Origin of the sequence: Lentzea sp. NBRC 105346 (genome assembly GCF_030269605.1) — a bacterium.
GTDB lineage: Bacteria > Actinomycetota > Actinomycetes > Mycobacteriales > Pseudonocardiaceae > Lentzea.
In genome coordinates this window covers 50,759-74,266 of sequence record NZ_BSTQ01000028.1, presented here as the reverse complement: position 1 = coordinate 74,266, position 23,508 = coordinate 50,759, and the positions used below count along the sequence as shown (strand labels likewise).

Annotated in this window: 20 protein-coding genes; 9 read left to right on the top strand and 11 right to left on the bottom strand. The window is 69.1% G+C overall.

From position 1 onward, the window contains the following. Positions 1 to 182 precede the first annotated feature (182 nt). Positions 183 to 1,472, top strand: a complete 1,290-nt coding sequence (locus tag QSK35_RS40535) for an FAD-dependent monooxygenase (RefSeq protein WP_285753441.1) — start codon at positions 183 to 185, stop codon at positions 1,470 to 1,472. Here QSK35_RS40535 and QSK35_RS40530 read toward each other — a convergent pair. From QSK35_RS40530 to QSK35_RS40500, 7 genes are all read right to left on the bottom strand, one after another. Next, positions 1,389 to 4,046 (bottom strand): AfsR/SARP family transcriptional regulator, encoded by a 2,658-nt coding sequence (locus QSK35_RS40530; RefSeq protein ID WP_285753440.1) that lies wholly within the window; start codon positions 4,044 to 4,046, stop codon positions 1,389 to 1,391. The two genes, QSK35_RS40535 and QSK35_RS40530, sit on opposite strands and share 84 nt — an antisense overlap. Before the next feature lie 53 nt (positions 4,047 to 4,099). Further along, the gene (locus QSK35_RS40525) at positions 4,100 to 4,741 is read right to left on the bottom strand and encodes a hypothetical protein (RefSeq protein WP_285753439.1); all 642 of its coding nucleotides are present in this window, start codon (positions 4,739 to 4,741) and stop codon (positions 4,100 to 4,102) included. After that, positions 4,738 to 5,451, bottom strand: a complete 714-nt coding sequence (locus QSK35_RS40520) for an ATP-binding cassette domain-containing protein (protein WP_285753438.1) — start codon at positions 5,449 to 5,451, stop codon at positions 4,738 to 4,740. The genes QSK35_RS40525 and QSK35_RS40520 overlap by 4 nt, the downstream gene beginning before the upstream one ends. Before the next feature lie 228 nt (positions 5,452 to 5,679). Beyond that, complete coding sequence (locus tag QSK35_RS40515; protein WP_285753437.1) at positions 5,680 to 6,480, bottom strand: carbohydrate ABC transporter permease; 801 nt, start codon at positions 6,478 to 6,480, stop codon at positions 5,680 to 5,682. Beyond that, positions 6,477 to 7,328, bottom strand: coding sequence for a carbohydrate ABC transporter permease (locus QSK35_RS40510; protein WP_285753436.1), 852 nt, complete (start codon positions 7,326 to 7,328; stop codon positions 6,477 to 6,479). Before QSK35_RS40510 ends, QSK35_RS40515 begins: the two co-directional genes overlap by 4 nt. Further along, the gene (locus QSK35_RS40505) at positions 7,328 to 8,455 is read right to left on the bottom strand and encodes an ABC transporter substrate-binding protein (protein WP_285753435.1); all 1,128 of its coding nucleotides are present in this window, start codon (positions 8,453 to 8,455) and stop codon (positions 7,328 to 7,330) included. Before QSK35_RS40505 ends, QSK35_RS40510 begins: the two co-directional genes overlap by 1 nt. 247 nt (positions 8,456 to 8,702) lie before the next feature. After that, on the bottom strand, positions 8,703 to 9,917 hold the full coding sequence (locus QSK35_RS40500; protein WP_285753434.1) for an ABC transporter substrate-binding protein: 1,215 nt from the start codon (positions 9,915 to 9,917) through the stop codon (positions 8,703 to 8,705). A 120-nt stretch (positions 9,918 to 10,037) separates the two neighbouring features. Here QSK35_RS40500 and QSK35_RS40495 point away from each other — a divergent pair, with 120 nt between their 5' ends. From QSK35_RS40495 to QSK35_RS40460, 8 genes are all read left to right on the top strand, one after another. Next, positions 10,038 to 11,456 carry an aldehyde dehydrogenase family protein gene (locus tag QSK35_RS40495; RefSeq protein ID WP_285753433.1) on the top strand — a complete coding sequence of 473 codons (1,419 nt, stop codon included), beginning with the start codon at positions 10,038 to 10,040 and terminating at the stop codon, positions 11,454 to 11,456. A gap of 158 nt (positions 11,457 to 11,614) precedes the next feature. Further along, positions 11,615 to 12,415 carry a hypothetical protein gene (locus tag QSK35_RS40490; protein WP_285753432.1) on the top strand — a complete coding sequence of 267 codons (801 nt, stop codon included), beginning with the start codon at positions 11,615 to 11,617 and terminating at the stop codon, positions 12,413 to 12,415. After that, a complete protein-coding gene (locus QSK35_RS40485; RefSeq protein WP_285753431.1) occupies positions 12,412 to 12,783 on the top strand; it encodes a roadblock/LC7 domain-containing protein in 372 nt (123 codons plus the stop codon). The genes QSK35_RS40490 and QSK35_RS40485 overlap by 4 nt, the downstream gene beginning before the upstream one ends. A 19-nt stretch (positions 12,784 to 12,802) precedes the next feature. Continuing rightward, the gene (locus tag QSK35_RS40480) at positions 12,803 to 13,234 is read left to right on the top strand and encodes a hypothetical protein (RefSeq protein ID WP_285753430.1); all 432 of its coding nucleotides are present in this window, start codon (positions 12,803 to 12,805) and stop codon (positions 13,232 to 13,234) included. A gap of 187 nt (positions 13,235 to 13,421) precedes the next feature. Beyond that, positions 13,422 to 16,235, top strand: coding sequence for an aconitate hydratase (locus QSK35_RS40475; protein WP_285753429.1), 2,814 nt, complete (start codon positions 13,422 to 13,424; stop codon positions 16,233 to 16,235). A gap of 109 nt (positions 16,236 to 16,344) precedes the next feature. Continuing rightward, positions 16,345 to 16,614, top strand: a complete 270-nt coding sequence (locus tag QSK35_RS40470) for a BrnT family toxin (RefSeq protein ID WP_285753428.1) — start codon at positions 16,345 to 16,347, stop codon at positions 16,612 to 16,614. Continuing rightward, positions 16,611 to 16,946: a hypothetical protein gene (locus QSK35_RS40465; protein WP_285753427.1), complete on the top strand. Its 336-nt coding sequence runs from the start codon at positions 16,611 to 16,613 to the stop codon at positions 16,944 to 16,946. Before QSK35_RS40470 ends, QSK35_RS40465 begins: the two co-directional genes overlap by 4 nt. Before the next feature lie 16 nt (positions 16,947 to 16,962). Continuing rightward, on the top strand, positions 16,963 to 17,532 hold the full coding sequence (locus tag QSK35_RS40460) for a class I SAM-dependent methyltransferase (protein WP_285753426.1): 570 nt from the start codon (positions 16,963 to 16,965) through the stop codon (positions 17,530 to 17,532). Here QSK35_RS40460 and QSK35_RS40455 read toward each other — a convergent pair. Genes QSK35_RS40455 through QSK35_RS40440 form a run of 4 tightly spaced genes read right to left on the bottom strand, consistent with a single transcriptional unit; the run spans position 17,519 to position 23,506 of the window. Continuing rightward, on the bottom strand, positions 17,519 to 18,580 hold the full coding sequence (locus QSK35_RS40455; RefSeq protein WP_285753425.1) for a glycosyltransferase: 1,062 nt from the start codon (positions 18,578 to 18,580) through the stop codon (positions 17,519 to 17,521). The two genes, QSK35_RS40460 and QSK35_RS40455, sit on opposite strands and share 14 nt — an antisense overlap. Next, on the bottom strand, positions 18,577 to 19,338 hold the full coding sequence (locus QSK35_RS40450) for an alpha/beta fold hydrolase (RefSeq protein WP_285753424.1): 762 nt from the start codon (positions 19,336 to 19,338) through the stop codon (positions 18,577 to 18,579). Before QSK35_RS40450 ends, QSK35_RS40455 begins: the two co-directional genes overlap by 4 nt. Beyond that, positions 19,338 to 19,634, bottom strand: a complete 297-nt coding sequence (locus QSK35_RS40445) for an acyl carrier protein (RefSeq protein ID WP_285753423.1) — start codon at positions 19,632 to 19,634, stop codon at positions 19,338 to 19,340. Before QSK35_RS40445 ends, QSK35_RS40450 begins: the two co-directional genes overlap by 1 nt. Beyond that, positions 19,610 to 23,506, bottom strand: coding sequence for a beta-ketoacyl synthase N-terminal-like domain-containing protein (locus QSK35_RS40440; protein WP_285753422.1), 3,897 nt, complete (start codon positions 23,504 to 23,506; stop codon positions 19,610 to 19,612). The genes QSK35_RS40445 and QSK35_RS40440 overlap by 25 nt, the downstream gene beginning before the upstream one ends. Positions 23,507 to 23,508 lie beyond the last annotated feature (2 nt).

The window sequence follows — 23,508 nt, the reverse complement described above, 5'->3', positions numbered from 1 at the left end:
TCATGATCGAGTTCTTTGGACGGAACCCGAAAATGATCAAGCGGTGGCCGTGCCCATGTCAAAGATCAGGAGCTTCCCGGTTAAAACACCAGCAAGCGCTGAGCGCTTGGAAAGCTCCCTTCATAGCATTGGTGACAGGGACGTAGCAGGGGCATGACAGGGCGGCCCGGCAGCCTGGGCGCATGGACACGCAGGTACTGATCATCGGGGCCGGGCCGACCGGACTCACGCTCGCCGTCGATCTCGCCCGCCGGGGCGTCGCGTTCCGCATCGTCGACGCCGCGCCGCAGCCGTTCCACGGCTCGCGCGGCAAGGGATTGCAGCCCCGCAGCATGGAGGTCTTCGACGACCTCGGCGTCATCGACGAGATCCTGGCGAGCGGCCGGTTCCACCTCCGGATGCGGCACTACCGCGGCCACGAGGTCGTGCGCGAGATCGACATGCACGAAGGCCATTACCCGACACCGGAAACGCCGTACGCCAGCACGTTGGTCATCCCGCAGTTCCGGGTCGAGCAGATCCTCCGCGACCGCCTCGCCTCGTTGGGCGGCAAGGTCGAGTACGGCATGTCGCTGACGGACTTCACCCAGGACGACCACGGGGTCACCGCCACCATCAACGGCACCGACGTCCGGGCGAGCCACCTCGTCGGGTGCGACGGCGGGAAGAGCTTCGTGCGCAAGCACCTGGGCGTCGGCTTCGTCGGCGAGACCTGGGAGGACCAGCGGATGCTCGTCGGCGACGTGCGGGCGACCGGGCTGGACCGCGAGTTCTGGCACGGCTGGGGCGACGAGACCGGGTTCCTGGGCCTGTGCCCGTTGCCCGGCACGGACCTCTACCAGTTCCAGGCCACGGGCGACGGCGACTTCCAGGAGATCGTGAACGCTCGCACCGGCCGTTCCGACATCGTCATCGAGGAGGTCACCTGGAGCTCGCTCTACCGGGTCAACATCCGCATGGTGGACCGGTTCCGCGTCGGCCGGGTGTTCCTCGCCGGCGACGCCGCACACGTGCACTCACCCGCGGGCGGGCAGGGCATGAACACCGGCATCCAGGACGCCTACAACCTCGGCTGGAAGCTCGGCCTCGACGCGCTCCTGGACACCTACGAGACCGAACGCATGCCGGTCGCCGAGTGGTTGCTCGGCCTCACGACCCGGCTGCACCAGAGCCGGTCGATGAAGCGCGACGACGACACGTTGCAGCTCAACCTCAGCTACCGCACGGACGACGCGCCGGGGCTGCGGGCGGGCGACCGCATGCCGGACGGGCTCACCGAAAGCGGCCGGATCTTCGACCTGTTGCGGGGCCCGCACTTCACGACGCTCGATCGGGCCGACGGGCCGATCCTCGTCCGTCCCGACGGCTACATCGCCGCGATCGGCGAGTCAGCCATCGACACCTACTTCCGCCAGACACCGGTCGCGCAGCGCGACCACCGCCGGGTCGCTGTTGGGGATCGCCCCGCGTAGCTCGACCGCTTTGTCCAACGCCCGCAACGCACCCGCGAAGTCCCCGGTGGCGCCGAGCCAGTCCGCGTAGCCCTCCCACACGAGGGCTCGCGCGGGCCCGTCGGCCGAGGACGACACGACGTTCAGCGCGTCGGTGTGCGCGGCACGCGCCTCGTCGAGCCGGCCGAGGCGCGTGAGGGTCAGCGCAAGTCCGGTGTGGACGGTCGAGCGGAACTGGTAGACCTGTTCCATCACCTCGACCGCCAGGGTGGCGCGGTACAACGACTCCGCGGCGGCGAAGTCGCCCGAGAAGTACGCGATGTCGGCGCGGGCCTGTGCCATGCGGGCCCGTTCCAGCGTGTCGGCCGGCGCGCCCGCGCGGTCCAGGTCGGCGCGGGCGCCGTCGAAGTCGCCGAGCCGGGCGCGCAGCCGGGACGTCTGCACCAGCAACGACATCGGCACCAGCACCTCGCCGAGCGACGCGGCGATCGTGCGAGCTTCCTCCAAAGTGGACAGAGCTTCGGCGAACGCGCCACGGTTGATCAGCACCAGCGCCAGGCAGGACAGGGCGAACGAGATGGCCCAGCGGTCGCCGATCTCACGGAACGCGTCCAGCGCGTCCTCGTACATCTCCTCGGCGTAGTGCGCCGAACCGGCGCTGAACTCGCCCGCCACCACACCCTGGAGCAGGGCCGAGAAGCCCCGCATCCACGGGTCGTCCGTGTCGCCCAACCGGAACGCCAGGTCGAACAGCTTCGGCGCCACCTCCTGTTGCCCCCACGTACCGCCGCTGGTCAGCAGCAACGCGCACAGCGCGGTGGGCCGCTCGGTGTCCCACAGCTCGGTGGCGGCCTTGATGTCACCGGACAGCGCCAGGCACAGCGGGTCACCCGGAATGCGCGCGGCCCAGCGCCGCATCTCCCCGAAGCGACGAGTGATCACCAGCCAGTGCCACGCGCGGTTGGCGACAAGCCGGGCGGCGATCGGGAAGTCCTTGCGCGACACCAGGAACTCGAGCGCCGCGTCGAGGTTGGCCCGCTCGGCCTCGAACACCGCCAGTGCCGAGAGCTGGTCGGACGACCTCAGCACCGGCTCCAGCCGCGCCGCGAGCGAGCTGTAGTGGACGGCGTGCAGGAACCGCGGTTCCGCCTCGGTGAGCCGTTCGGCGGCGTACTCGCGGACGGTCTCCAGCAGCCGGAACCGGTCGCCGGACCGCACCACCAGCGACTTGTCCACCAGCGCCGACAGCACGTCGAGCGCGGCCCACAGGTCGCCGGCACCGGTGACGATCGCGATGGCCTCCGCCGTCGCGCTACCGGCGAACACCGACAGCCGGGCGAGGAAGTCGCGTTCCTCCGGCGAGAGGAGCTCCCAGCTCCAGTCGATGACCGCGCGCAACGTCCGGTGCCGCGCCGGCCCCGTGCGCACGCCGCGGTCGAGCAGCCGCAACCGGCTGTCGAGGCGCGAGGTCAGCTCGGTCATGGTCAGCGTCCGCGCCCGCGCGGCGGCCAGCTCCAGCGCGAGCGGGATGCCGTCCAGCTCGCGGCACAACAGCTCGGCGCCCGCCACCGAGCCGCCCACCCGTGCCGAGAACAGCTCCACCGCCTGTTCCTCCGGCAACGGCGTCACCGGGTGCACCACCTCGCCGGGAATCCCGAGCGGTTCCCGTGACGTCGCCAGCACGCGCACACCCGGTGCCGCGGCCAGCAGCCGGGCACAGAACGCAGCGGCCGTCTCGACGACGTGCTCGCAGTTGTCGAGCACGACCAGGCACTCCCCCAGCCGCGACAACGGGTCCACGCCCAGCGGGTTCGGGCCGAGCGCGGCGTCCAGCGCGGCCTCGGGATCGGACGCCGAGTCCAGCTCCACCAGCCAGGCTTCGCCCGCATCGGCCGCGTACTCGAGCGCGAGACGCGTCTTGCCAACGCCACCGAAACCGGTCAGTGTGACCAGCCGATGGTTGTTCAGCATTGTCGAAACCCGTTCGACATCGTCGGTTCGACCGATGAACGAGCTGACGGGCGCGGGCAGGTTTCCCTTGCGGCGCTGGGGTTCCGTGCGCAACACGGTCAGGTGCGCCTCGGCCAGCTCGGCCCCCGGCGAGACGCCGAGCTCCTCGCTCAACGCCTCACGCGTCCGCTCGTACACCGCGAGCGCGTCCGACCGGCGCCCCGACTCGTGCAGCGTCAACATGAGCCGCGCCTGCAGGTCCTCCCGCAGCGGGTTCTCGGCCGCGAGCTGCTCGAGTCCCACGACGTCGCGGCGCAGCTCGCTCAGCCGCGCGGCGGCTTGTCTGGCGAACGGGGCGCCTTCGAACGGTTCACCGCGCCACAGCGCGGGATCCAGCGTCCGCTCGAACCGGTGCACGTCGACGTTCTCCGGCGGCACGTCGAGGTAGTAACCGGGGTGCTGGGACACGATCACGTTCGCGGGCAACGCCTTGCGCAGCCGCGAAACCGCCGACTGCAGCGACGCGGCGCCGTCGCCGGGCGGCTCGTCACCCCACAGGTCGGCGATCAGCCGCTCGGCCGGCACCACTCGTCCGGGCTCCATCGCGAGCCGGATCAGCAGCCACCGCAGGCGTTTTCCGCTCACGGTTACGACTGCACCGTCGTTCTCAACGAGCAGCGGCCCGAGCAACCCGATCTTCATCGCCGGGCCGCGCGCAGCCCCAGCGCCACCGCGCCCACGATCATCACGGCGGCAATCATGCCCGACCAGAGCAGAGTGACGTTCACGGTTTCGGTCCCCAGCATGTCGAGCACCCAGCCGAACGGCGTGCGCTTGCCCAGCGGGTACGTCAGCACGATGACCGCGAACACCACCAGCACGGTCCGCCCGATCGTCCGCAACACCGGCCGCGCGAACAACAGGCCCACCGACGCGCCCAGGGTCCCGCACACGACGTGTCCCGCGAACCCGGCCAGCACCGATCCGACGGAGTACGGATGCGGGTTCGTCACGAGCGGCATCAGGGTCGCCAGCAACGACAAGGCGATCACCGTCAGCACCGACAACAGTGCCACCGCACTCAACACGGGTCGCCACCCGCCCGCGGTCACGACAGTGATCTCCCGCCGCGCCGGGTCCTCGGACGTCGCGATCACCACCGCGAGCCACGCCGCCACCGGGTAGATCAACGCGCACGACCCCGCGTACGCCTGCAACGCCGGCCCGGCATCGCCGTGCAGGAACAACATGCCCAGCACGCCGCAGTACACCAGCACCGGCGCCAGAAACCGCTGGCCGCGCAGGACATCCATGGCGAGGTAGCGCGTTGTCGCGATCATGACCGCACGCTCCGCACCGAGCAGCCCAGCCGCAACGCCTCGGCCAGCACGCGGTCACTGTGCGCGGGCTCGACCAGCACGCGGGCCCCGATCCCGCGCTCGGACACGTCGCGCACACCGTCCAATTCGGACAATTCGTCCAGTCCGGACACCCGGCTGAGCTCGATCACCACGTGCCCGTCGGACAGCGAGATCACCTGCTCGGATGGCAGGTGCCCCTCGTGGTCGGCGACGACCGCCGTCCGGTCCTTGAGCAGCTCCACCAGCGCGGTCGCTGCGGTGGTGTCGAGGCCGGTGAACGGCTCGTCGAGTACCAGCAGATCGGTCGCCGCCAGGGCCTGGGCGATCGCGACCTTCTGCGCGTTGCCCTTGGACAACGCCGACATCGGGGCTGTCAGGTCGCCCCGGAACCCGAGGCGCTCCAGAACGTCCGCCTTGCGTCCCCGGATCGCTCCCATGTGTCCCAGGTAGGACTGGGCCGACATCCGCACGTCCGACGGGAACCGCTCCGGCACGTACCCGACCGACCGCGGCCGGCCCACGACCGAGCCGCGGGTGGGTGCGGTGATGCCCGCGACGATCCGCAGCAGGGTCGACTTCCCGGACCCGTTGCCGCCGGTCAGCACCACCAGGCCCGACACGGACAACGACAGGTCTCGCAACACCCAGGGCCCGCGGCCGTACCGCTTGCCGACCTCGACGAGTTCCACCAGATCCAAGATAGCCGCGGCCACGCTGGTGCCGGTGGCGGTTCGGCATCTCGGTAACCTCACCCGCCGGACTGATCCGTGGTCGCCCGCGTGAAGCCAATGCCCGCTGTCCCCCGCGCGCTTCCTTATGCGCTCAGAGCGTACCGCGAGGGTCTGACAATTCTCCGCCTCCGCCCCTGGTCGCCACTTGTGGGTGACAAAGGTTTTTCGGAAACGCGGTGGTGGCAGTCAGCCCTTGGTACCACCCGCGGCCACCCCACTGATCACCAGCCGCTGCGACACCAGGAACACCACCAGCGGCGGCAGCATCGCGACCGTCGAGAACGCCATCGCCCCCGCCCAGTCGCTGGTCGTCGCACCGAAGAATCCCCACAGCCCGGTCGTCACCGGCCGCATCGAGTCCTCGGACGCCAGGGTCAGCGCGAACACCAGGTCGCCCCATCCCCACAGGAACGCTAGCACCGCCACGGTCGCGATTCCCGGCAGCACCAGCGGCACGACGATCCGCCAGAACACCCCGAAAGCCGAGCACCCGTCGATCAACGCGGCCTCGCCGAACTCCCGCGGCACGGCGGCGAACGCGGGCCGCAGCAGCACGATCGAGTAAGGCAGCGCCAACGTCGTATCGGCCAAGATCAACCCGAGATACGAGTCCGTGAGGCCCAGCCGGGAGAACACCACGAACAACGGCGTCGCCAGCATGATCGCCGGGAACATCAGGCTCGACAACATCATCAGCATCAGCACGGGCTTGCCGCGCAACGGCAACCGCGCCAACGCGTAGGCCGCGGGGATCCCCAAAGCGAGAGTCAGGACCATCGTCCCGGAGGCGACGATCACGCTGTTCAGCACGTACCGCAGCACCCGCGGGTCGGAGAGGATCCGGGAAGTCCACGTGTCGAACGAAGGCGAGTGCGGCACCAGTTGCACCGACGCCAGGTCGGCCGGCCGTTTCACCGACGCGGACACCATCCAGTAGACCGGGAACAGGTACACGACGACGAAGGCAACGCCGAGAAATCGCCTCATCGCGGCGACCGATCCGTGCGCAAATACAGCAGGGACAACAGGAGTAGCACGAAGAAGATCAGGTTCATGATCGCGGCGCCCTTGCCGAACAGGAACGACGTGAACACCAGCCGGTAGGCCAGGGTCGGCAGGATCTCCGACGCACCGGCCGGCCCGCCCTGCGTCGCGATCCACACCAGGTCGAAGCTCTTCAGCGTGAAGATCGTGCTGAGCACCGCCGTCGCCAAAACCGTCGGCCGTAGCAACGGCCAGGTCACCCACCGGAAACGTTGCCACGCCGAGGCTCCGTCGATCAGCGCCGCCTCGCCGAACTCCCGCGGGATCGCCACGAGCCCGGCGGTCAGCGACACAATGACGAACGGGATGCCCAGCCACACCTGGATTCCGATCACGGCCGGGAACGCCAGCGAGGTGTCCGCGAGCCAGTAGACGTCACGCAGGCCGAGCACCCAGTTCACGAAACCCGAACGCCCGTCGAGCAGCCAGCGGAACAGTTCCGCGGACACTACGACCGGGATCGCGTACACGATCATGTAGAGCGAGCGCAGCGCCCGTGCGCCGGGAAAAGACTGGGCGTAGAACAGCGCCAGTCCCAACCCGGCGACGAGCTGCACGGCCACCGACACCACGGCGTACATGGTCGAATGCCATACGACATTGCCGAACACCTCGTCCGCGAAGGCCGCGCGGTAGTTCTCGAAACCCACCCAGGGCGCGCCGCCGAGCAGGGTGCCCGCGCTGACGTCCTGAAAGGACATCAGCACGTTCAGCACGACCGGGTAGACCAGCAGTGCCGCGAGGAACAGCACGGCCGGGAGTACGAACAGGTACGGGGTGAGCCTGCGCATCAGCCTGCCGGGAGCAGCGGGGTGATCTTGGCCTGCGCCTCCGCGGCCGCCGCCTGGGGCCTCTTCTCCTTCTTCACGACCTGCTGCGTCATCGTCCAGATCGCCTCGGACACCTTGGCGTACTTGGGGCCGTACCGGCTTCGCGACCGCGTGGTCAGCATCTCGCTGATGTACGCGCCGACGCCCGGACCCCACTTCCACACCGGGTCGTTCAGCGTGTCGTTGCGGTTCGGGATCGCGCCGAGCCCGCCGCCGATCTCGTGCGCGCTGTTCCTCGACTCCGCCAGCCAGGTGAGCACGTCCCACGCCACATCCGCGTGCGGGCTCCTGGCGCCGACCACCCAGGCCTCACCGCCGAGCGGCGACACCACGCCCTTCGCGCCCGCGGGCAGTGGCGCGGTACCCCACTGGAACTGCACCTTCGCCATACCCGGCAGCACCCACGGGCCGTTGATCATCATCGCGCACCGGCCCGCGGTGAACTCCTTCTCGACGTCGGAGTGCGTCCAGTTCAGCGCCGCCTCGGGCACGCTCCTGTCGACGTTGAACAGGTCGTTCACGTAGGTCAGCGCCTCGACCGCCGGCGCGTCGCCGATCGTGTCCACGTCACCGCCCGCCTGCCAGACGAAGGGCAGGAAGTTGAACGTCAGCGCCTCGTTCGCGCCCGCCGCGAAGCACAGGCCGTACCGGCCGTCCTTCGTCGTGGTCTTCGCGCTCGACCTCAGCTCCTGCCAGGTCGTGGGCGCGGCCGCGAGCACGTTCTTGTTGTAGATCAGCGCGGTCGTGTTGCTGCGCAACGGAACGCCGTACAGCCGGTCGCCGTGGTTGATGCTCTCCAGCACCGGCTCGAGGAACTGGTTGCTCTTCTCCCACCCCTTGTACCGGTCGGTCAGGTCGGCCAGCGCGCCCTGACTGGCGAGCAGCGGCACGTCCGGCGTGTCGATCACCGCGATGTCCGGGAGCTTGCCCGCGCCCGCCGCTTCGACGATCTTCGTGTGGAACTCCGGAAACGGGATCGCGGTGCGCTGGATCCGCACGTTCGGATGCGCGTCCTGGTAGCGGTTGATCAGCGTGTCCACCGCCAGGTTCGAACCGGGCGAGTAGCCGAAGTAGTCCCACCAGGTCACCGTCACACTTTCGGTGGCAGACGTTCTGTCCTCCGCGCTGCCAGTGGCGCAGCCGGCCGCGGTGATCGCGGCCATGGCTAAGGAGAACGCCTTGAAACCTTTTCTGGATTTGGAGGTCATACCCATCCCAACAGCCTCGGCGGCGGCGCATTGATAAAGCCTGGCAAGCGCTTTCCAGAGTGGTGCCGTCGATTCCTACTCGGATGGAACCGGCCGTGTCAAGTTTGGACACGAACGGAGCAGCCGGTTACTTTCCGTTTCCGAGAAGAGGTTGAATCTTCGCCTTTGCCGCGTCCGCGGCCTGTTGCGGTTCCCTTTCGCCGGTCATGACCTGTTGCGCCATCGTCCAGATCGCTTCGGAGAGCTGCGGATACTTCGGCCCGTAAACACTGCGGGCGCGCGCCGCCGGCATCTGCTCGGCGAACGCGTCGACCGCGGTGTTCCACTTCCACGCCGGATCCTTCAGCGTGTCCTCACGGTTCGGGATGGAGCCCAGGCCGCCGCCGATCTCCTTGGCGCTGTTCTTCGGATCCGCCAGCCACGCCAGCACATCCCATGCCTTGTCGGCGTTCTTGGATTTGGCGCCGATCACCCAGGCCTCACCGCCGAGCGGCGAGGCGGGCCCCTTGGCGCCCGCGGGCAGCGGTGCCGCCGCCCAGGCGAAACCGGCCTTCGCGACCGAGGGAATGGTCCACGGACCGTTGATCATCATGGCGCAGTGCCCCGCGCCGAACTCCTTCTCAACGTCCGAATGACCCCACTGCAGCACGGACTTCGGCACGCTCTTGTCCTCGTTGACAAGCGCCTTCACGAAGGCCAGCGCGTCGAGGCTGGCCTGGTCGCCGATGGTGGCGACATCACCGCCCGCCTGCCACACCAGCGGCAGGAAGTTGAACGTCAGCTGCTCGTTCGCGGCGGCGGCGAAACACAGACCGGAATGGTCCGCGGTCGTCAGCGCCTTCGCCGTGGAGCGCAGCTCCGCCCACGTCTTCGGGGGCGCGGTGATGCCGGCCTGAGCGAAGTGGTCGGCGTTGTAGAGCAGCGCGGTCGTGTTGCTGCGCAACGGAACGCCGTAGAACTTGTCCTGGTACTTCATGCCGTCGCGGACAGGTGCGAGGTACTTGTCCTTGTCGGGCCACGAGGTGAACCTCGCCGACAGGTCGCCGATCGCGTTCTGGCTCGCGAGCAGCGGCACGTCCGGCGTGTCGATCACCGCGATGTCCGGGAACGTCCCGGACGCGGCGGCCTGCACGATCTTCGCGTGGAAGTCCGCGAATCCGATCGGAGTGCGTTTGATCGTGACACCGGCATGCGAGTCCTGATAACGCTTGATGAGATCGTTCACCGCATGGTCGGACGCCGGCGAGTAGCCGAAGTAATCCCACCACGTCAGGGTCGTCCCATCACTGGATGATGCACCGTTGCCGCATGCCGCAATCGCGAACACAGCCGCAACGAGCACCACTCGCATTTTACCGATACCAAGATTCATACAGGCCCCGAATCACCAGGTAAGCGCTTACCATGCACAGGACACCGAGGTCCTACTCCCCGCTGATCCGGGATGTCAAGATCGGGATTCATGATGCGCATATCGAACGGCAGGCATTACATCGACGGCGATTTTGTGGTATCCGCGAGCGGTGCGACAGGTGTGGTCGAGGAGAAGGCCACGAATGCCGAGATCGGTTCCTACGCGCTCGGTGACGAGAAGGACGTGCGCCTCGCCGTGGCCGCCGCCGTGGCCGCGCAACCGGCGTGGGCTGCACTGCTGCCCGCCGAACGCGCGGGCCTCGTTCGCGAGATCGCCCGGCGCATCGAGGCGCGCGCCGACGAGTTCACCGAGCTGCTGATGCGCGAAACCGGTGGGGTGGCGACGAAAGCGCGTGGCGAGGTCGGCGCCGCACTCTCCAGGTTGAACATCTCCGCGTCGCTCGCGGCGATGGCCCGCGGCGACGTGCAGCCCTCCCCCAAGCCCGGCAAGCTCGCCCTGCTCGAGCGCATCCCGCTGGGCGTCGTCGGCGTGATCACGCCGTGGAACTTCCCGCTGGTGCTGGCGATGCGCGCGATGGCCCCGGCGCTGGCGACCGGCAACGCGGTCGTACTCAAGCCCGCCGAGCTCACGCCGATCGCGGGTGGGCAGCTGCTCGCCGAGGTGTGCCACGAGGCGGGCCTGCCGCCGGGTGTCTTCAACGTCGTCACCGGACTCGGCCCCGACGCGGGTGAACCGCTCGCGGCGCACCCGGACGTCGCGCTGGTGCACTTCACCGGGTCGAACGAGATCGGCGTGCGGGTCGCCGGGATCGCGTCGCGCACGTTGCGCCGGACTTCGCTGGAACTGGGCGGCGACAACGCCTTCGTGGTGCTCGACGACGCCGATGTCGAGGCTGCCGCGACGTGCGGCGCCTGGTCGTCGTTCGACTTCCAGGGCCAGACGTGCATCACGTCGTCGCGCCACATCGTGCATCGCGACGTCGCCGAGGCCTACGTCGCGGCACTGACGCGGCGGGCGCGGCAGATCGTGGTCGGCGACCCGATGCGAACCGACGTGCACCTGGGCCCGCTGATCAGCGCGGTGCAACGCGACCGCGTGCACGAGAAGATCGTCCGGCCGTCGATCGACGCCGGCGCGCACCTGGTCACCGGCGGCACCTACGACGGGCTGTTCTACCAGCCGACGGTGCTGACCGAGGTCACACCGGACATGCCCGCCTTCACCGAGGAGATCTTCGGACCGGTGGCGCCGGTGACCGTGGTGGACACCGAGGAGGAGGCGCTGGCACTGGTCAACCGCTGCCAGGCGCTCGTCAACGCCGTGTACACGGGTGATCCGATGCGTGGGCTGGCATTCGCACAGCGCGTTTTCTCGAAGAACGTTCACGTCAATGATGCGGGCCCGCGACCGACCGACGCCGATGATGTGGATCTCGACGAGTTCACCACGAGGCGCTGGATCGGCATTCAGCGAAATGCGCTTTCATACCCCGACTGGGCGAAATGACGAAGCCATTTCACTCGAACGTGTGATGTTCGCCGGAACTGAATAGTTGCGTAACGCGGGTGGCTGGGCCGTCGATGAGGCACACGTCCAATTGACGAACTCGGGAGCTCCCGCTGAGAAGCGACAACCAGATCTCCTTCGACCTGCTCGCGGGCGTTTTGACCGGACGGCAGACCGCCGGGGTCACGGCCACGCTGCACGTGGTCGGTAATCCCGGCGGTCTGTTCCACCTGCGCAATGGCATCGTCATCTCCGTTTATAGCGCAGGGTCACCCGCACCTGACGCTTTGTTGTTGCGCTCGGGCCGAATCAGCAAATCCGATTGGGCCCGTCAGTCCGAGCTCGTGGCGCGCGGCGCCGTCGGCTCGACCGAGCTCCAGGTCGTCGCGATGATGGCCGCGCACGACGCCGTGTTCGCGATCGTCACGGGCGAGATCGTGGACTGCCGGCTGGACCGGCCGGTCGACGTCCCGCTGCCGATGACGCCCGGCGTCGATCCGGTCCGGCTGCTGCAGGAGACCTCCCGCAGGCTGGTCTCGCTGCGCTCGCTGCCCGTCGCGGTCTCGCCGCATCTCGACCGCGTCGCGCCCGCGGAATCAGCTGACCCGCAAGAGGAAACCCTCACCGAGTCCCGCCGCGAGATCCTGCAGCACGCCACCGGCCGCAGCAGCGCCCGCGACATCGCGTTCGCCGCCGGCCGCGGCCTTTTCCCGGTCACCGTCGAGGTGTCGCGCATGCTCGGCGAGGGGCTGCTCATCGTCGTCACCCACACCGACGGCACCTCCGTCACCGTCACGCGGGCCCTGCGCGACGTCCCGCTCCGCCCGCGCGTGACACCCGCGCCGGAGGAGCCCCCACCCGTGCGCGAAACCGATTCGACGGGCGTGCCGCTGCCCCGGTCGCTCGTCCGAAGCCTGTTACCGCGCCTGCTCAACGGAATTTGGAGGGAACCAAATTGAACCAGGACGCGCTGGCCGCCGAGTTGCACGCATTGCGTGACCGGGTAGCCGGCATAACGAACACGATCGTGGCCGCCAACGACGGTTTGCTGATATTGGCGGACACGTCGCCGGACATCGATCCGGAAGGAATTTCCGCGCTCGCGGCCGCGGATCTCGGCCTCGCCCGCAGATCCACGGCCGCGATCGGTCTCGGCGCATTCCGGCAAACCGTCACGTACAGCAGCAGCGGCTGCATCGCCGTATACGCCGTCGGATCGCTGGCACTGATGGTCGTGGTGGGCGACGAAGGGCTCAACGTCACCCACCTGCACCAGGAGACCCAACCCGCGATCGAACGAATCAGCTCGATTCTCACCGCCGCCTGAACTGAAATAGATGAGGAAAGTGAACAAGTTGGCGAACCAGCGAGGAATGTCGGATCAGGTGTCGGTCATGGTCAAGTACCTGCGCCAGGAGGTGCAGGGCTGCGTGGCCGCCGGCGTCGTCGACATGGCCACCGGGATGCTGCTGTCGTTCGAGACGACCGAGACACACCCCGCCGAGGTCATGGACCTGCTCGCGGGCGCGACGCTCGACCTGTTCCAGGGCCGCACGGTCACGATGATCGAGGACGTCTTCAAGGAGCGGCGCGGCATCTCGAGCACCGAGCACTACTTCCAGGAGATCCTCGTCAACAGCAGCAACCTCACCCACCTGTTCATCCGCAACAACCACCACGCGGACGTGGTCGCGGTCGTCGTGTGCCCGAAGTCGGTCAACATCGGCATGCTCTTCGCGTCCGCCCGCCGCGTCGTGCGGGAGCACGGAAGCTTCTGAAACCCGGTGGTCCGCCGCCACCAAGATCGCTTCAGGTGGCGGCGGACACGCCTGAACCGGGTTGAAACGGAATACAGGACACGCGTACTGTTTGGGAGCAGGAGGGCGACGCTGCACGTGCGCCAGGCGTGCGGAAGGATCGCTCCTGTTCCCGAACTGACCAGCGCTGTCCAGATGGAGTTCCCACGTGACTGCACCAGCGAGTAAGGACAGCTTCGGCGCCCGCGGGACGCTCACGGTCGGCGACGCCTCGTACGAGGTGTTCCGGCTGAGCGCCGTGGAGGGCGCGGAGCGACTGCCGTTCAGCCTGAAGATCCTGCTGGAGAACCTGCTGCGGACCGAGGACGGCGCGAACATCACCGCCGACCACGTGCGCGCCCTCGCCGGCTGGGACCCGAGCGCGGAGCCCAACACCGAGATCCAGTTCACCCCGGCCCGCGTGGTGATGCAGGACTTCACCGGTGTCCCGTGCGTCGTCGACCTTGCCACCATGCGAGAGGCCGTCACCCAGCTCGGTGGCGACCCCGCCAAGGTCAACCCGCTCGCGCCCGCCGAGCTCGTCATCGACCACTCGGTCATCGCCGACATCTTCGGCCGCCCGGACGCGTTCGAGCTGAACGTCGACCTGGAGTACGAGCGCAACAAGGAGCGCTACCAGTTCCTGCGCTGGGGCCAGACGGCGTTCGACGAGTTCAAGGTCGTCCCGCCCGGCACGGGCATCGTGCACCAGGTCAACATCGAGCACCTGGCCCGCGTCGTCATGGTCCGCAACGGCCAGGCGTACCCGGACACGCTGGTCGGCACCGACTCGCACACCACGATGGTCAACGGCATCGGCGTGCTGGGCTGGGGCGTCGGCGGCATCGAGGCCGAGGCCGCGATGCTCGGCCAGCCCGTCTCGATGCTCATCCCGCGCGTGGTCGGCTTCAAGCTGTCCGGTGAGCTGCCGGCCGGCGCCACCGCGACCGACCTCGTCCTCACGATCACCGAGATGCTGCGCAAGCACGGCGTGGTCGGCAAGTTCGTCGAGTTCTACGGCGAGGGCGTCGGCGCCGTGCCGCTGGCCAACCGCGCCACGATCGGCAACATGTCGCCGGAGTTCGGCTCCACGGTCGGCATCTTCCCGATCGACTCCGAGACCATCGACTACCTGCGCCTGACCGGCCGTTCGGCCGAGCAGATCGCGCTGGTCGAGGCCTACGCCAAGGAACAGGGCCTCTGGCACGACCCGTCGCGCGAGGCCGTCTACTCCGAGACCCTCGAGCTGGATCTGGCGACGATCGTCCCGTCGATCGCCGGCCCGAAGCGCCCGCAGGACCGCATCGAGCTGACCAACGCCAAGGGCGCGTTCCGCGCCGCGCTGAAGGATTACGTCGCGCACGTCGAGTCCGACGAGCTGTCCGGTGTGGACGAGGCCGTCGACGAGACGTTCCCGGCCAGCGACCCGGTCGCCGTCCACATCGGTGAGAACGGCACCGGCAAGCCGCGCGTGCAGACCGCCGCCGAGGGCTCCGAGGGCCGTCCGTCCAACCCGGTCAAGGTGACCGTCGACGGCAACGAGTTCGAGCTGGACCACGGCGCCGTCGCGATCGCCGCGATCACGTCGTGCACCAACACCTCGAACCCGTCCGTGATGCTCGGCGCCGCGCTGCTCGCGAAGAAGGCCGTCGAACGCGGCCTGGAGCGCAAGCCGTGGGTCAAGACGACCCTGGCGCCCGGCTCCAAGGTCGTCATGGACTACTACGAGCGCGCCGGCCTCATGCCGTACCTGGAGAAGCTCGGCTTCCACCTGGTCGGCTACGGCTGCACCACGTGCATCGGCAACTCGGGCCCGCTGCAGGAGGAGATCTCCGCGGGCGTGCAGCAGGGCGACCTGGCGGTCGTCTCGGTGCTGTCCGGCAACCGCAACTTCGAGGGCCGGATCAACCCGGACATCAAGATGAACTACCTCGCGTCGCCGCCGCTCGTGGTCGCGTACGCGCTGGCCGGTTCGATGGACAAGGACATCACCACCGAGCCGCTCGGTACCGACTCGGAAGGCAAGCCGGTCTACCTCTCGGAGATCTGGCCGTCGCCGTCGGAGATCGCCGAGGTGATCGCGTCGTCGATCTCGCCGGAGGGCTTCACCAAGGGCTACACCGACGTGTTCGCGGGTGACCAGCGCTGGCAGTCCCTGCCGACGCCGACCGGCAACACGTTCGACTGGGACGCTCAGTCCACGTACGTCCGCAAGCCCCCGTACTTCGAGGGCATGGAGATGGAGCCCGCTCCGGTCACCGAGATCTCCGGTGCCCGCGTGCTCGCCCTGCTGGGCGACTCCGTCACGACGGACCACATCTCCCCCGCCGGTTCGATCAAGGCCGACTCGCCCGCGGGCAAGTACCTGACGGAGCACGGCGTCGAGCGCAAGGACTTCAACTCCTATGGCTCGCGTCGCGGCAACCACGAGGTGATGATCCGCGGCACGTTCGCGAACATCCGGCTGCGCAACCTGCTGCTGGACGACGTGCAGGGTGGCTTCACGCGCAACTTCCTGGTCGACGGTGCGCCGCAGACCACGATCTACGACGCGTCGGTCGCCTACGCTGCGGCGGGCGTTCCGCTGGTCGTGCTGGCGGGCAAGGAGTACGGCTCCGGTTCGTCGCGCGACTGGGCGGCCAAGGGCACCTCGCTGCTGGGTGTGCGGGCCGTGATCGCCGAGTCGTTCGAGCGCATCCACCGGTCGAACCTGATCGGTATGGGCGTGCTGCCGCTGCAGTTCCCCGCGGGTGGCTCGGCCGCCTCGCTGGGCCTGGACGGTACCGAGACGTTCGACTTCACCGGGATCACCGAGCTGAACTCCGGCTCGACCCCGTCCACCGTGCACGTGGTGGCAACCAAGGGTGATGGCTCGAAGGTGGAGTTCGACGCGGTCGTCCGCATCGACACCCCCGGTGAGGCCGACTACTACCGCAACGGCGGCATCATGCAGTACGTGCTGCGCAAGATGGTCCGCAGCTAGTCACCCGCTCAACGCCAACGGGCCGCTCACCTTCCAGGTGGGCGGCCCGTTCGTTTGGACCCAGACCCTGGCGCAACGCAATGCAACGCAATACACTAGGGTCCGACCAGTGCGGGAACTGCGATGGACCGAGTGGTCCGAGGAACACATCGCCCGCCACGGTGTCACGCCGGCGGAGGTGGAGGAAGTCGCCTACACGAGGCCGCGGTGGATCACCCGCGGCAGAGAGGACACGACCCTGATCTTCGGCACGACGAACGCAGGCCGGCATTTGGTGGTCGTGCTGGCCGACGACAGCGACGGCCACACGACGTTCGTCGTCACGGCGCGCGGTATGACGAGCAAGGAACGTGTTCTGTTCCGCAGGAAGGCGAGGTGAGGGCGTTGCGCGAGAAGGACCTGACGAAGCTGGCCGAGCACTACGACACCACGGACCTGTCGAGCGAGCTCGAGCACGCGGAGCTCGACGAGACGGTCGATCCGGACCCGATGATCACCACCTCGCTCCGGCTCCCGAAGAGCGTTCTCGACCGCGTGCGCGCACGTGCCGCGGACGAGGGCGTCAAGCCGACCGCGCTGATGCGCCGCTGGGTGGAACAGGCGAGCGCGAACGACGTGTCGACACTCGAGGAGCTGATGCGTCAGGTCGTGCACGACGAGCTCGCGCCGGTGCGGCAGTTCATCGCCGACCACGAGCGCTCCGCGGGCTAGGCGTACCGTCGGCACCATGGTGGGCCGCAGGGCATACGACTTCATGTACCGCACCTGGGCGCCGTGGGAGACCGGGCCGCGCGCCGAACTGGTCGCACTCGTCGAGAGCGGCGTTCTGAAACCGGGCCGCGCGATCGACCTGGGCTGCGGCAGCGGCGCCAACGCGATCTTCCTGGCCGAGCACGGCTTCGACGTGACCGGCGTCGACTTCTCCCCCAAAGGGCTCGAGAAGGCCAGAGATAACGCCGGCAAGCTGCCCATCGAGTTCGTCGAAGGCGACCTGACCGCCGAAGAGATCCCCGGCGTCGAGGGCACGTTCGACCTGCTGGTCGACTACGGCGTACTGGACGACCTCAAAGGTCCGGACCGCGAGAAAATGGCGCGGACCGTCAAGCGACTGTCCCACCAGGGATCACGCTTCCTGCTGTGGTGCTTCTACGACGAGATCCCGTGGTGGCGCCGCAAGGGCGCCCGCTTCCCCGGCCTCAAACCCGGCGAGGAGACCACCCTGTTCGCGGACACGTTCGAGATTGAGCGCCTCGACGAACCGAAGAACGGCTTCGCCGCCTTCCTCATGCGGAGATGAGCCCCTCCAGCAGCCCGACCGCGGCCGCGGCACCACCCGCATCCAAGAAAGAACGCTGGATCCGTTGTGCCGCAGCCAAGAACGACGGCGACACGAGAAGCTCGTCGACAGCGGCACCGATCTGGGCGGCGGTCGCGTGCGCGAACCGCAGCCGGACGCCCGCACCGGAAGCAGCGACCTGACCCGCCACGACCTGCTGGTCGTCCCTGATCGGCGCGACCACGAGCGGAAGGCCGTGCCACAGCGTCTCGCACACCGTGTTGTGGCCGCCGTGGCAGATCACCAGCGAAGCGGACGCGAGCACCGCGAGCTGGTCGACGTGCGGCGCGACGACCACGTTGGGCGGCACCGGACCCAGATGGCCGCCGGGATCCACGACCACGGCACGCACGTCGCGCGAGGCCAGCGCCGATACGCACTCGTTCAGGAACCGGCCGCCGATGCCGTCGTTGACCGTGCCCAGCGTGACGAACACGAGTGGTGGGTCCACAGGGGACGGTGAGCACGGCGGCAGCATCGGGCCGACGAAGCTCACCGGACGGCTCACCGGGCCGGTCAGCTCGGCGGAGCTGTAGGCCAGCACCAGCGACGGCGAGAACCTGGGGTCGAAGCCACCCAACTCGGTCAGCCGGGAGAGCAGCCACTCTTCGATCTTCGGCGGGTACGGGTCGGTCAGCTCGGTCGTGGTGGACGCGGAGGTCACCCACGGCACGCCGAGCCGGTCGGCGGCGAACGCGCCGGCGTAGGTCTGCTGGTCCACGACAACGAGGTCCGGCTCGAACGTCTTGATCGCAGCGGTCACGCCCGGTTCCATGCGTTGTGCCAGCGGCACCAGGTAGTCCTCGACGAGGAACTTCAGTGCGGCCGCCCCGCGCAGCGAAGGCCGGTGGAACGACGCCGGGTGGAAGTCATCGGTGTCGCACGGGAACACCTCGCCCACACCCGCCCACGCCACCTCGTGCCCGCGGGCGGTGAGCGCGTCGGCCACTCCGCGCAACGGCGCGATGTGGCCGGGCAACGGGGGCACGACGAGCAGGAAGCGGCTCATCGGGCGGCCAGCCACGGTACGACGAGCGCCGCGACCTCACGCGGGGACGACGTCAGCACCATGTGCTCCTCGCCGGGCACGATGTTCACCGTGACGTCCGGCAGCAGCGGCACGAACTCCTCGGTGTGGCGGGAGAGTTCCGAGTCGCCGCCGACCACGAGGTGCACCGGGCAAGTGATCTTCCGGATCTCGTCGGAACTGATCAGCCATTCCGGCGCGACCGTGTCCACGGCGACGCTGGTCTCCCCGGCGGTCATGATCGACTGGGCCATCCGCCGCAGCACCCTGGGCTGCGCGCGCACGAACACCTCGTCGAGCAGCACCGTGTCCAGCTTCCCGAACCCGGCCGAGGTGCGCCGCGCCCACGCCTTCGTCGGCGGCTCGGACTCGATCACCGTCAGCGTCAGCATCCGCGCGGGGAAACGCTCGGCGAAGGAGAACGCCAGCGTGCCGCCGAAGGAGAAGCCGAGCACGTGCAGCGGGCCCGTGACGCCGAGCTCGTCGAGCAGGCCGGTCAGGTCGTCGAGGTGGTCACCGATCGTGTAGCCGGACGTCGGCTGGTCGGAACGGCCGTGCCCGCGCAGGTCGTAGGTGATCACGTCGAAGCCCGCCTGGGCGAGTGGGCCCACGAGCGTGAAGTAGAAGCCCGCCAACGTGTCCGCGAGCCCGTGCAGGCACACCACCGTCGGCCGGTCCGTGGAGGTGTGCGGCTGGCGCTGGTAGTGCAGGCGGATCCCGTTCGCCTCGACGAACCCCATCAGCGGGCCGCCTCGAGTCCGGTCGAGATGAACGCGACCAGGTCGCCGACGGTCAGCGCGATGATCTCGTCCAGCTCCAGGTCGGTAAAGAACTTCGGCACGTTCACCGCGTCGCCGTAGCGTTCGGTCAGGTGGCCGCTCAGCACGACGACGTCGATGCTCTCGAACTGCAGGTCGTCGGCGAAGCTGGTCTCCATGGTGATCTCGTCCAGCGGCACGCCGTCGAGCACCTGCCGCACGGCGTCGGCGACCTCGGTCAGCACGGTCTCCTTCAACGTCCACTCTCCCTGGTCCATGCGACGAAGTACTCGCGATCGTTGTGCCACAGGCGTTCCAGCCGAACCTCCGGGCCCAGCTCGGCCAAGGACGGCTCGGTGTCCAGCACGGTGATGCGGCCGGGTCCGGTCAGGGCGACGGCGACCTCACGGCACTGCTCCACCGTCACGTCCACAGTGGACCGCGCGCCGAAGCGTTCGGTCACGACGCCCGAGCCGACCTCCAGCTCCGCCGGGAACACCTCGGCCCGGCCGGAGGCCAGCAGCCACGCCCGTGCCGCGTCCTTGGCGGTGATCCGGCCGAGCAGCCACCCGCGCCGGGCCGTCGGCGGCTGGGACTGGTAGTCGGCCTGCTCGGCGCGGGTCAGGTACATCCGGGCCATCAGCTCGCGGGTGGCTAGGTCCGGCCAGGTCTCGCCGACCCAGTACCAGCCGTCCCGGTCGTGCGCGATCATGGCGGTGCCCATGTTCTCCTTCATCGCCCGCACCCGTGGCGTACAGGCGAACCGGTGCAACTGCCAGCCGGTCGCGTGCGCCCACACCGTGCCGTCGTCGCGGACCAGCAGCAGCTCGGCCTCGACCGAGGTGCCGGTGACCGAGACGAGCCGTGCCTGGCAGACCACCTTGTCGCCGGGGCGTGGCGGGTCGGAGAAGAACCGGATGTGCCCGAACCGCTTCGGGAACGTCCAGCAGTTCTCCTCGAACTCCTCCATCACCCAGTACCCGACGAAGTGGCCCGCGTTGTCCAGCAACGATCCCGGCGCGTCGGGCACGGTGATCACGCCGTGCACGTGCCGGTCGCCGATCCCGCTGATCTCCGACACGCCCTGGTAGGCGGGACCGTGGAACATCCACCGCCGCCGGTACATCTCCTCGCCGGTGAGCAGCGGCTCACGGTCGGCGGGCAACGTCCACGGCACCGGCCGGTCACCGGGATATCCGGCGGCCAGCTCGATCTCCGCCTGCGCGTGGCCCTTGGCCGTCACCCGGATCCGCCGTGGTCCCACGGGAGTGATCTCGAACCGCACCCGCACCGCCGGTTCGACCGCGAGCCAGCGTTCGAACCTCGCGTCGTGCACGGCGATCGCGCGCATACCGGGCATCGCCCGTTCCGCGGCGGCCATGAGCTGGCGCACCAGTTCGGTCGCCGGCACGACCGGGAAGCCGTCGTGCGCGTCCGGCCAGCCCGCGGGCAGGTCGTAGAACGAGTGGTCGCGCAGATAAGGCATGGTGCGCAACGACATCTCGTGCTCTTGATGACCACCGGTGACCCGTGCCGCCGCGAGCACGTCAGCGACTGCTTGTTCGGTGTCACGCAGAAATGCCGCCACCCGGTCCGGCCGCGCGGGCTCGGCACGCACCGACCCGATCAGCGCCGGGGCATCCGGGCCGAGGGAGACCAGCGGCCTGCCCAGCCGCAACCGCGTCGGGGTCAGCGGCAGCGGCGGCCACAGCTCGTCGCGCACCGCACCGCCGTCCGCCCACACCGCGGCGGCGACCCTGGTGAGCTGGCCGATGCCGTCGTGCCGGGTGGAGCTCGCGGCGACCGCGAGGTGGTCGCGGCCGGCCAGGACGTCGGACACCAGCGTGTGCAGCTGGCCCGGTCCGACCTGGACGAACACCCGGAACCCCGCCGCGTACATGGCCTCGATCATCGGCCGGAACCGCACCGGCTCCAGCAGGTGCCGGGTGAACAGCTCGCGCACCTCGTCGATGTCGTCCGGATACGGCGCGGCGATCGTGGCCGACCAGATCGGCACCGCGGGCGGACGCAGCACGTGCTTACCGAGGCCGTTCTCGATCCGCCCGACGTACGGCCGCAACGCCGGCGTGTGGAACCCGGACCGGAACGGCAGTTCCTGGCCGAGCACCCGTTCGTCGAGCAGCTCCGCCAGCAGCGCGCGCACCTGGTCGGCCGGACCGCACACGACGCACTGGTTGGGCGAGTTGTCGTGCGACAGCGTGAGATCGCCGGTCAGCCTCGGCTCGACGCGCTCCGCCGGAGCGCCCAGCGTCGCGAACACCACGTCCGGCACCGGGAAGTTGTCCAGGTCGAACGTGTCGAGCACGGCGCTGAGCTCGTCCTCGTCGTACATCCCGGCGGATGTCATGGCGCTCCACTCACCGATCGAGTGGCCCGCCACGGCGTCCGGAAGGATGCCGAGCATCCGTACGGCCGCGTCCATCATCCGGCCGACGTCGGAGACGGCTGCGCCGTGCCTGCCGAGCGTGTGCGTGGACAACTCCGGTGCGGCGAACCCGAACCGGCGGGCGACCGTCTCGACCTCGGCCGAGAACTGCGCCTCCAGCCCCGGATAGAGGAACGCGATCTTCCCTTCGGGCAGCAGCGGCGCGGGGCTGAACCAGATGTCGCCTCGTCCGCGCCACGGCTTGCCCGCCACGAGCACGCGGTGCGCGGTCGCGATCTTCCGCTCGTCAGGATCCACAATGGACATACGGACCGGGCCGGATCCCACAGACCGGCCGGCGTTCAGCAACTCGGCCAGTTCCCCGGCGGAGTTCGCCGCGATCCGCAACACCCGCGTCGGCGTGCGCACGACAACCGGCGAACTCTCCTGCTCCAGCACCACGTGCGCGCTGATCCCGCCGAAGCCGAAGGCGTTGACCGCGGCCCGGCGCGTCCCAGTCCACGGCTGTGCCTCGGCGATCGGCCGGAACCGGGTGCCTGCCAGTCCCGGATGCGGGGTCTCGCAGTGCAGCGTCGGCGGCAGCACGCCGTGGTGCACCGCCAGCGCGGCCTTGATGAACCCGGCGATGCCCGCGGCGGGCATGGTGTGCCCGATCATCGACTTGACCGACCCGACCACCGCGGGTTCGCCCGGTCCGAACACGTCTCGCAGTGTCGCCACCTCGGCGGCGTCACCCTCACGGGTGGCGGTGCCATGCGCCTCGATCAGCCCCACCGAGTCCGGCGCGGCGGGATCCAGACCGGCGGCGTCCCACGCCCGGCGGACCGCGAGCACCTGCCCGCCGCTGGCCGGGTGCATCAGGCTGACGCCACCACCGTCGCTCGCGACACCGGTGCCCCGCACCACCGCGTAGACCCGGTCACCGGCCGCACGCGCGTCGGAAAGTCGTTTCAGGACAACGATTCCGGTGCCCTCACCGATCAGCAGGCCGTCGGCGTTTCCGGAGAGCGGCCGGATGCCCGCCGTCCGGCTCAGCGCGCCGAGCCGGGCGAACACGGTCCACAGCGTCGCGTCGTGCCCGTGGTGCACCCCACCGGCCAGCACCGCGTCGCACCGGCCGCCGGCCAGCTCGTTCACGGCGTGGTCGATCGCGATCAACGACGAGGCGCACGCCGCGTCGACCGTGTACGCGGGGCCGCCGAACCCGAGCCGGTTCGCGATCCTGGACGCGGCCAGGTTCGGCACGTGACCGATCTCCGACCCCGGCGACTCGGGCCCGAGCCGGTCGAGGAACGCGGTGCGCACCCGGTCCAGCTCGGCGGGTCCGAGGTCGGGCAGCAGCTCGCCGAGCGTGGTCACGAGCTGGCGCGCGACGTTGGTCCGCAGGTCGATCTGCGACAACCCGGCGGTGAGATAGCCGCCCCGGCCGAGGATCACCCCGACCCGCGCGTGGTCGCCGAGGTCACCGGCGTCGGCTATCGCTGCTTTGGCAACGTGCAGCGCGAGCAGCTGGTCGGGTTCGGTGGACGGCAACGCGGCCGGCATCAGTCCCAGCCCGGCCACGTCGACGGTGGCGAGGTCGCCGAGAAAACCGCCTCGCGCGCCGGGAAACCCGTCCAGGCCGTAGTCCTCGGGCACGCCGGTGATGCAGTCCACTCCGCCGACGAGGTTGCGCCAGTACGCGTCCAGGTCGGGGGCGCCGGGGAACAGCGCCCCCATTCCGACGACGGCAACGGGTTCCACGC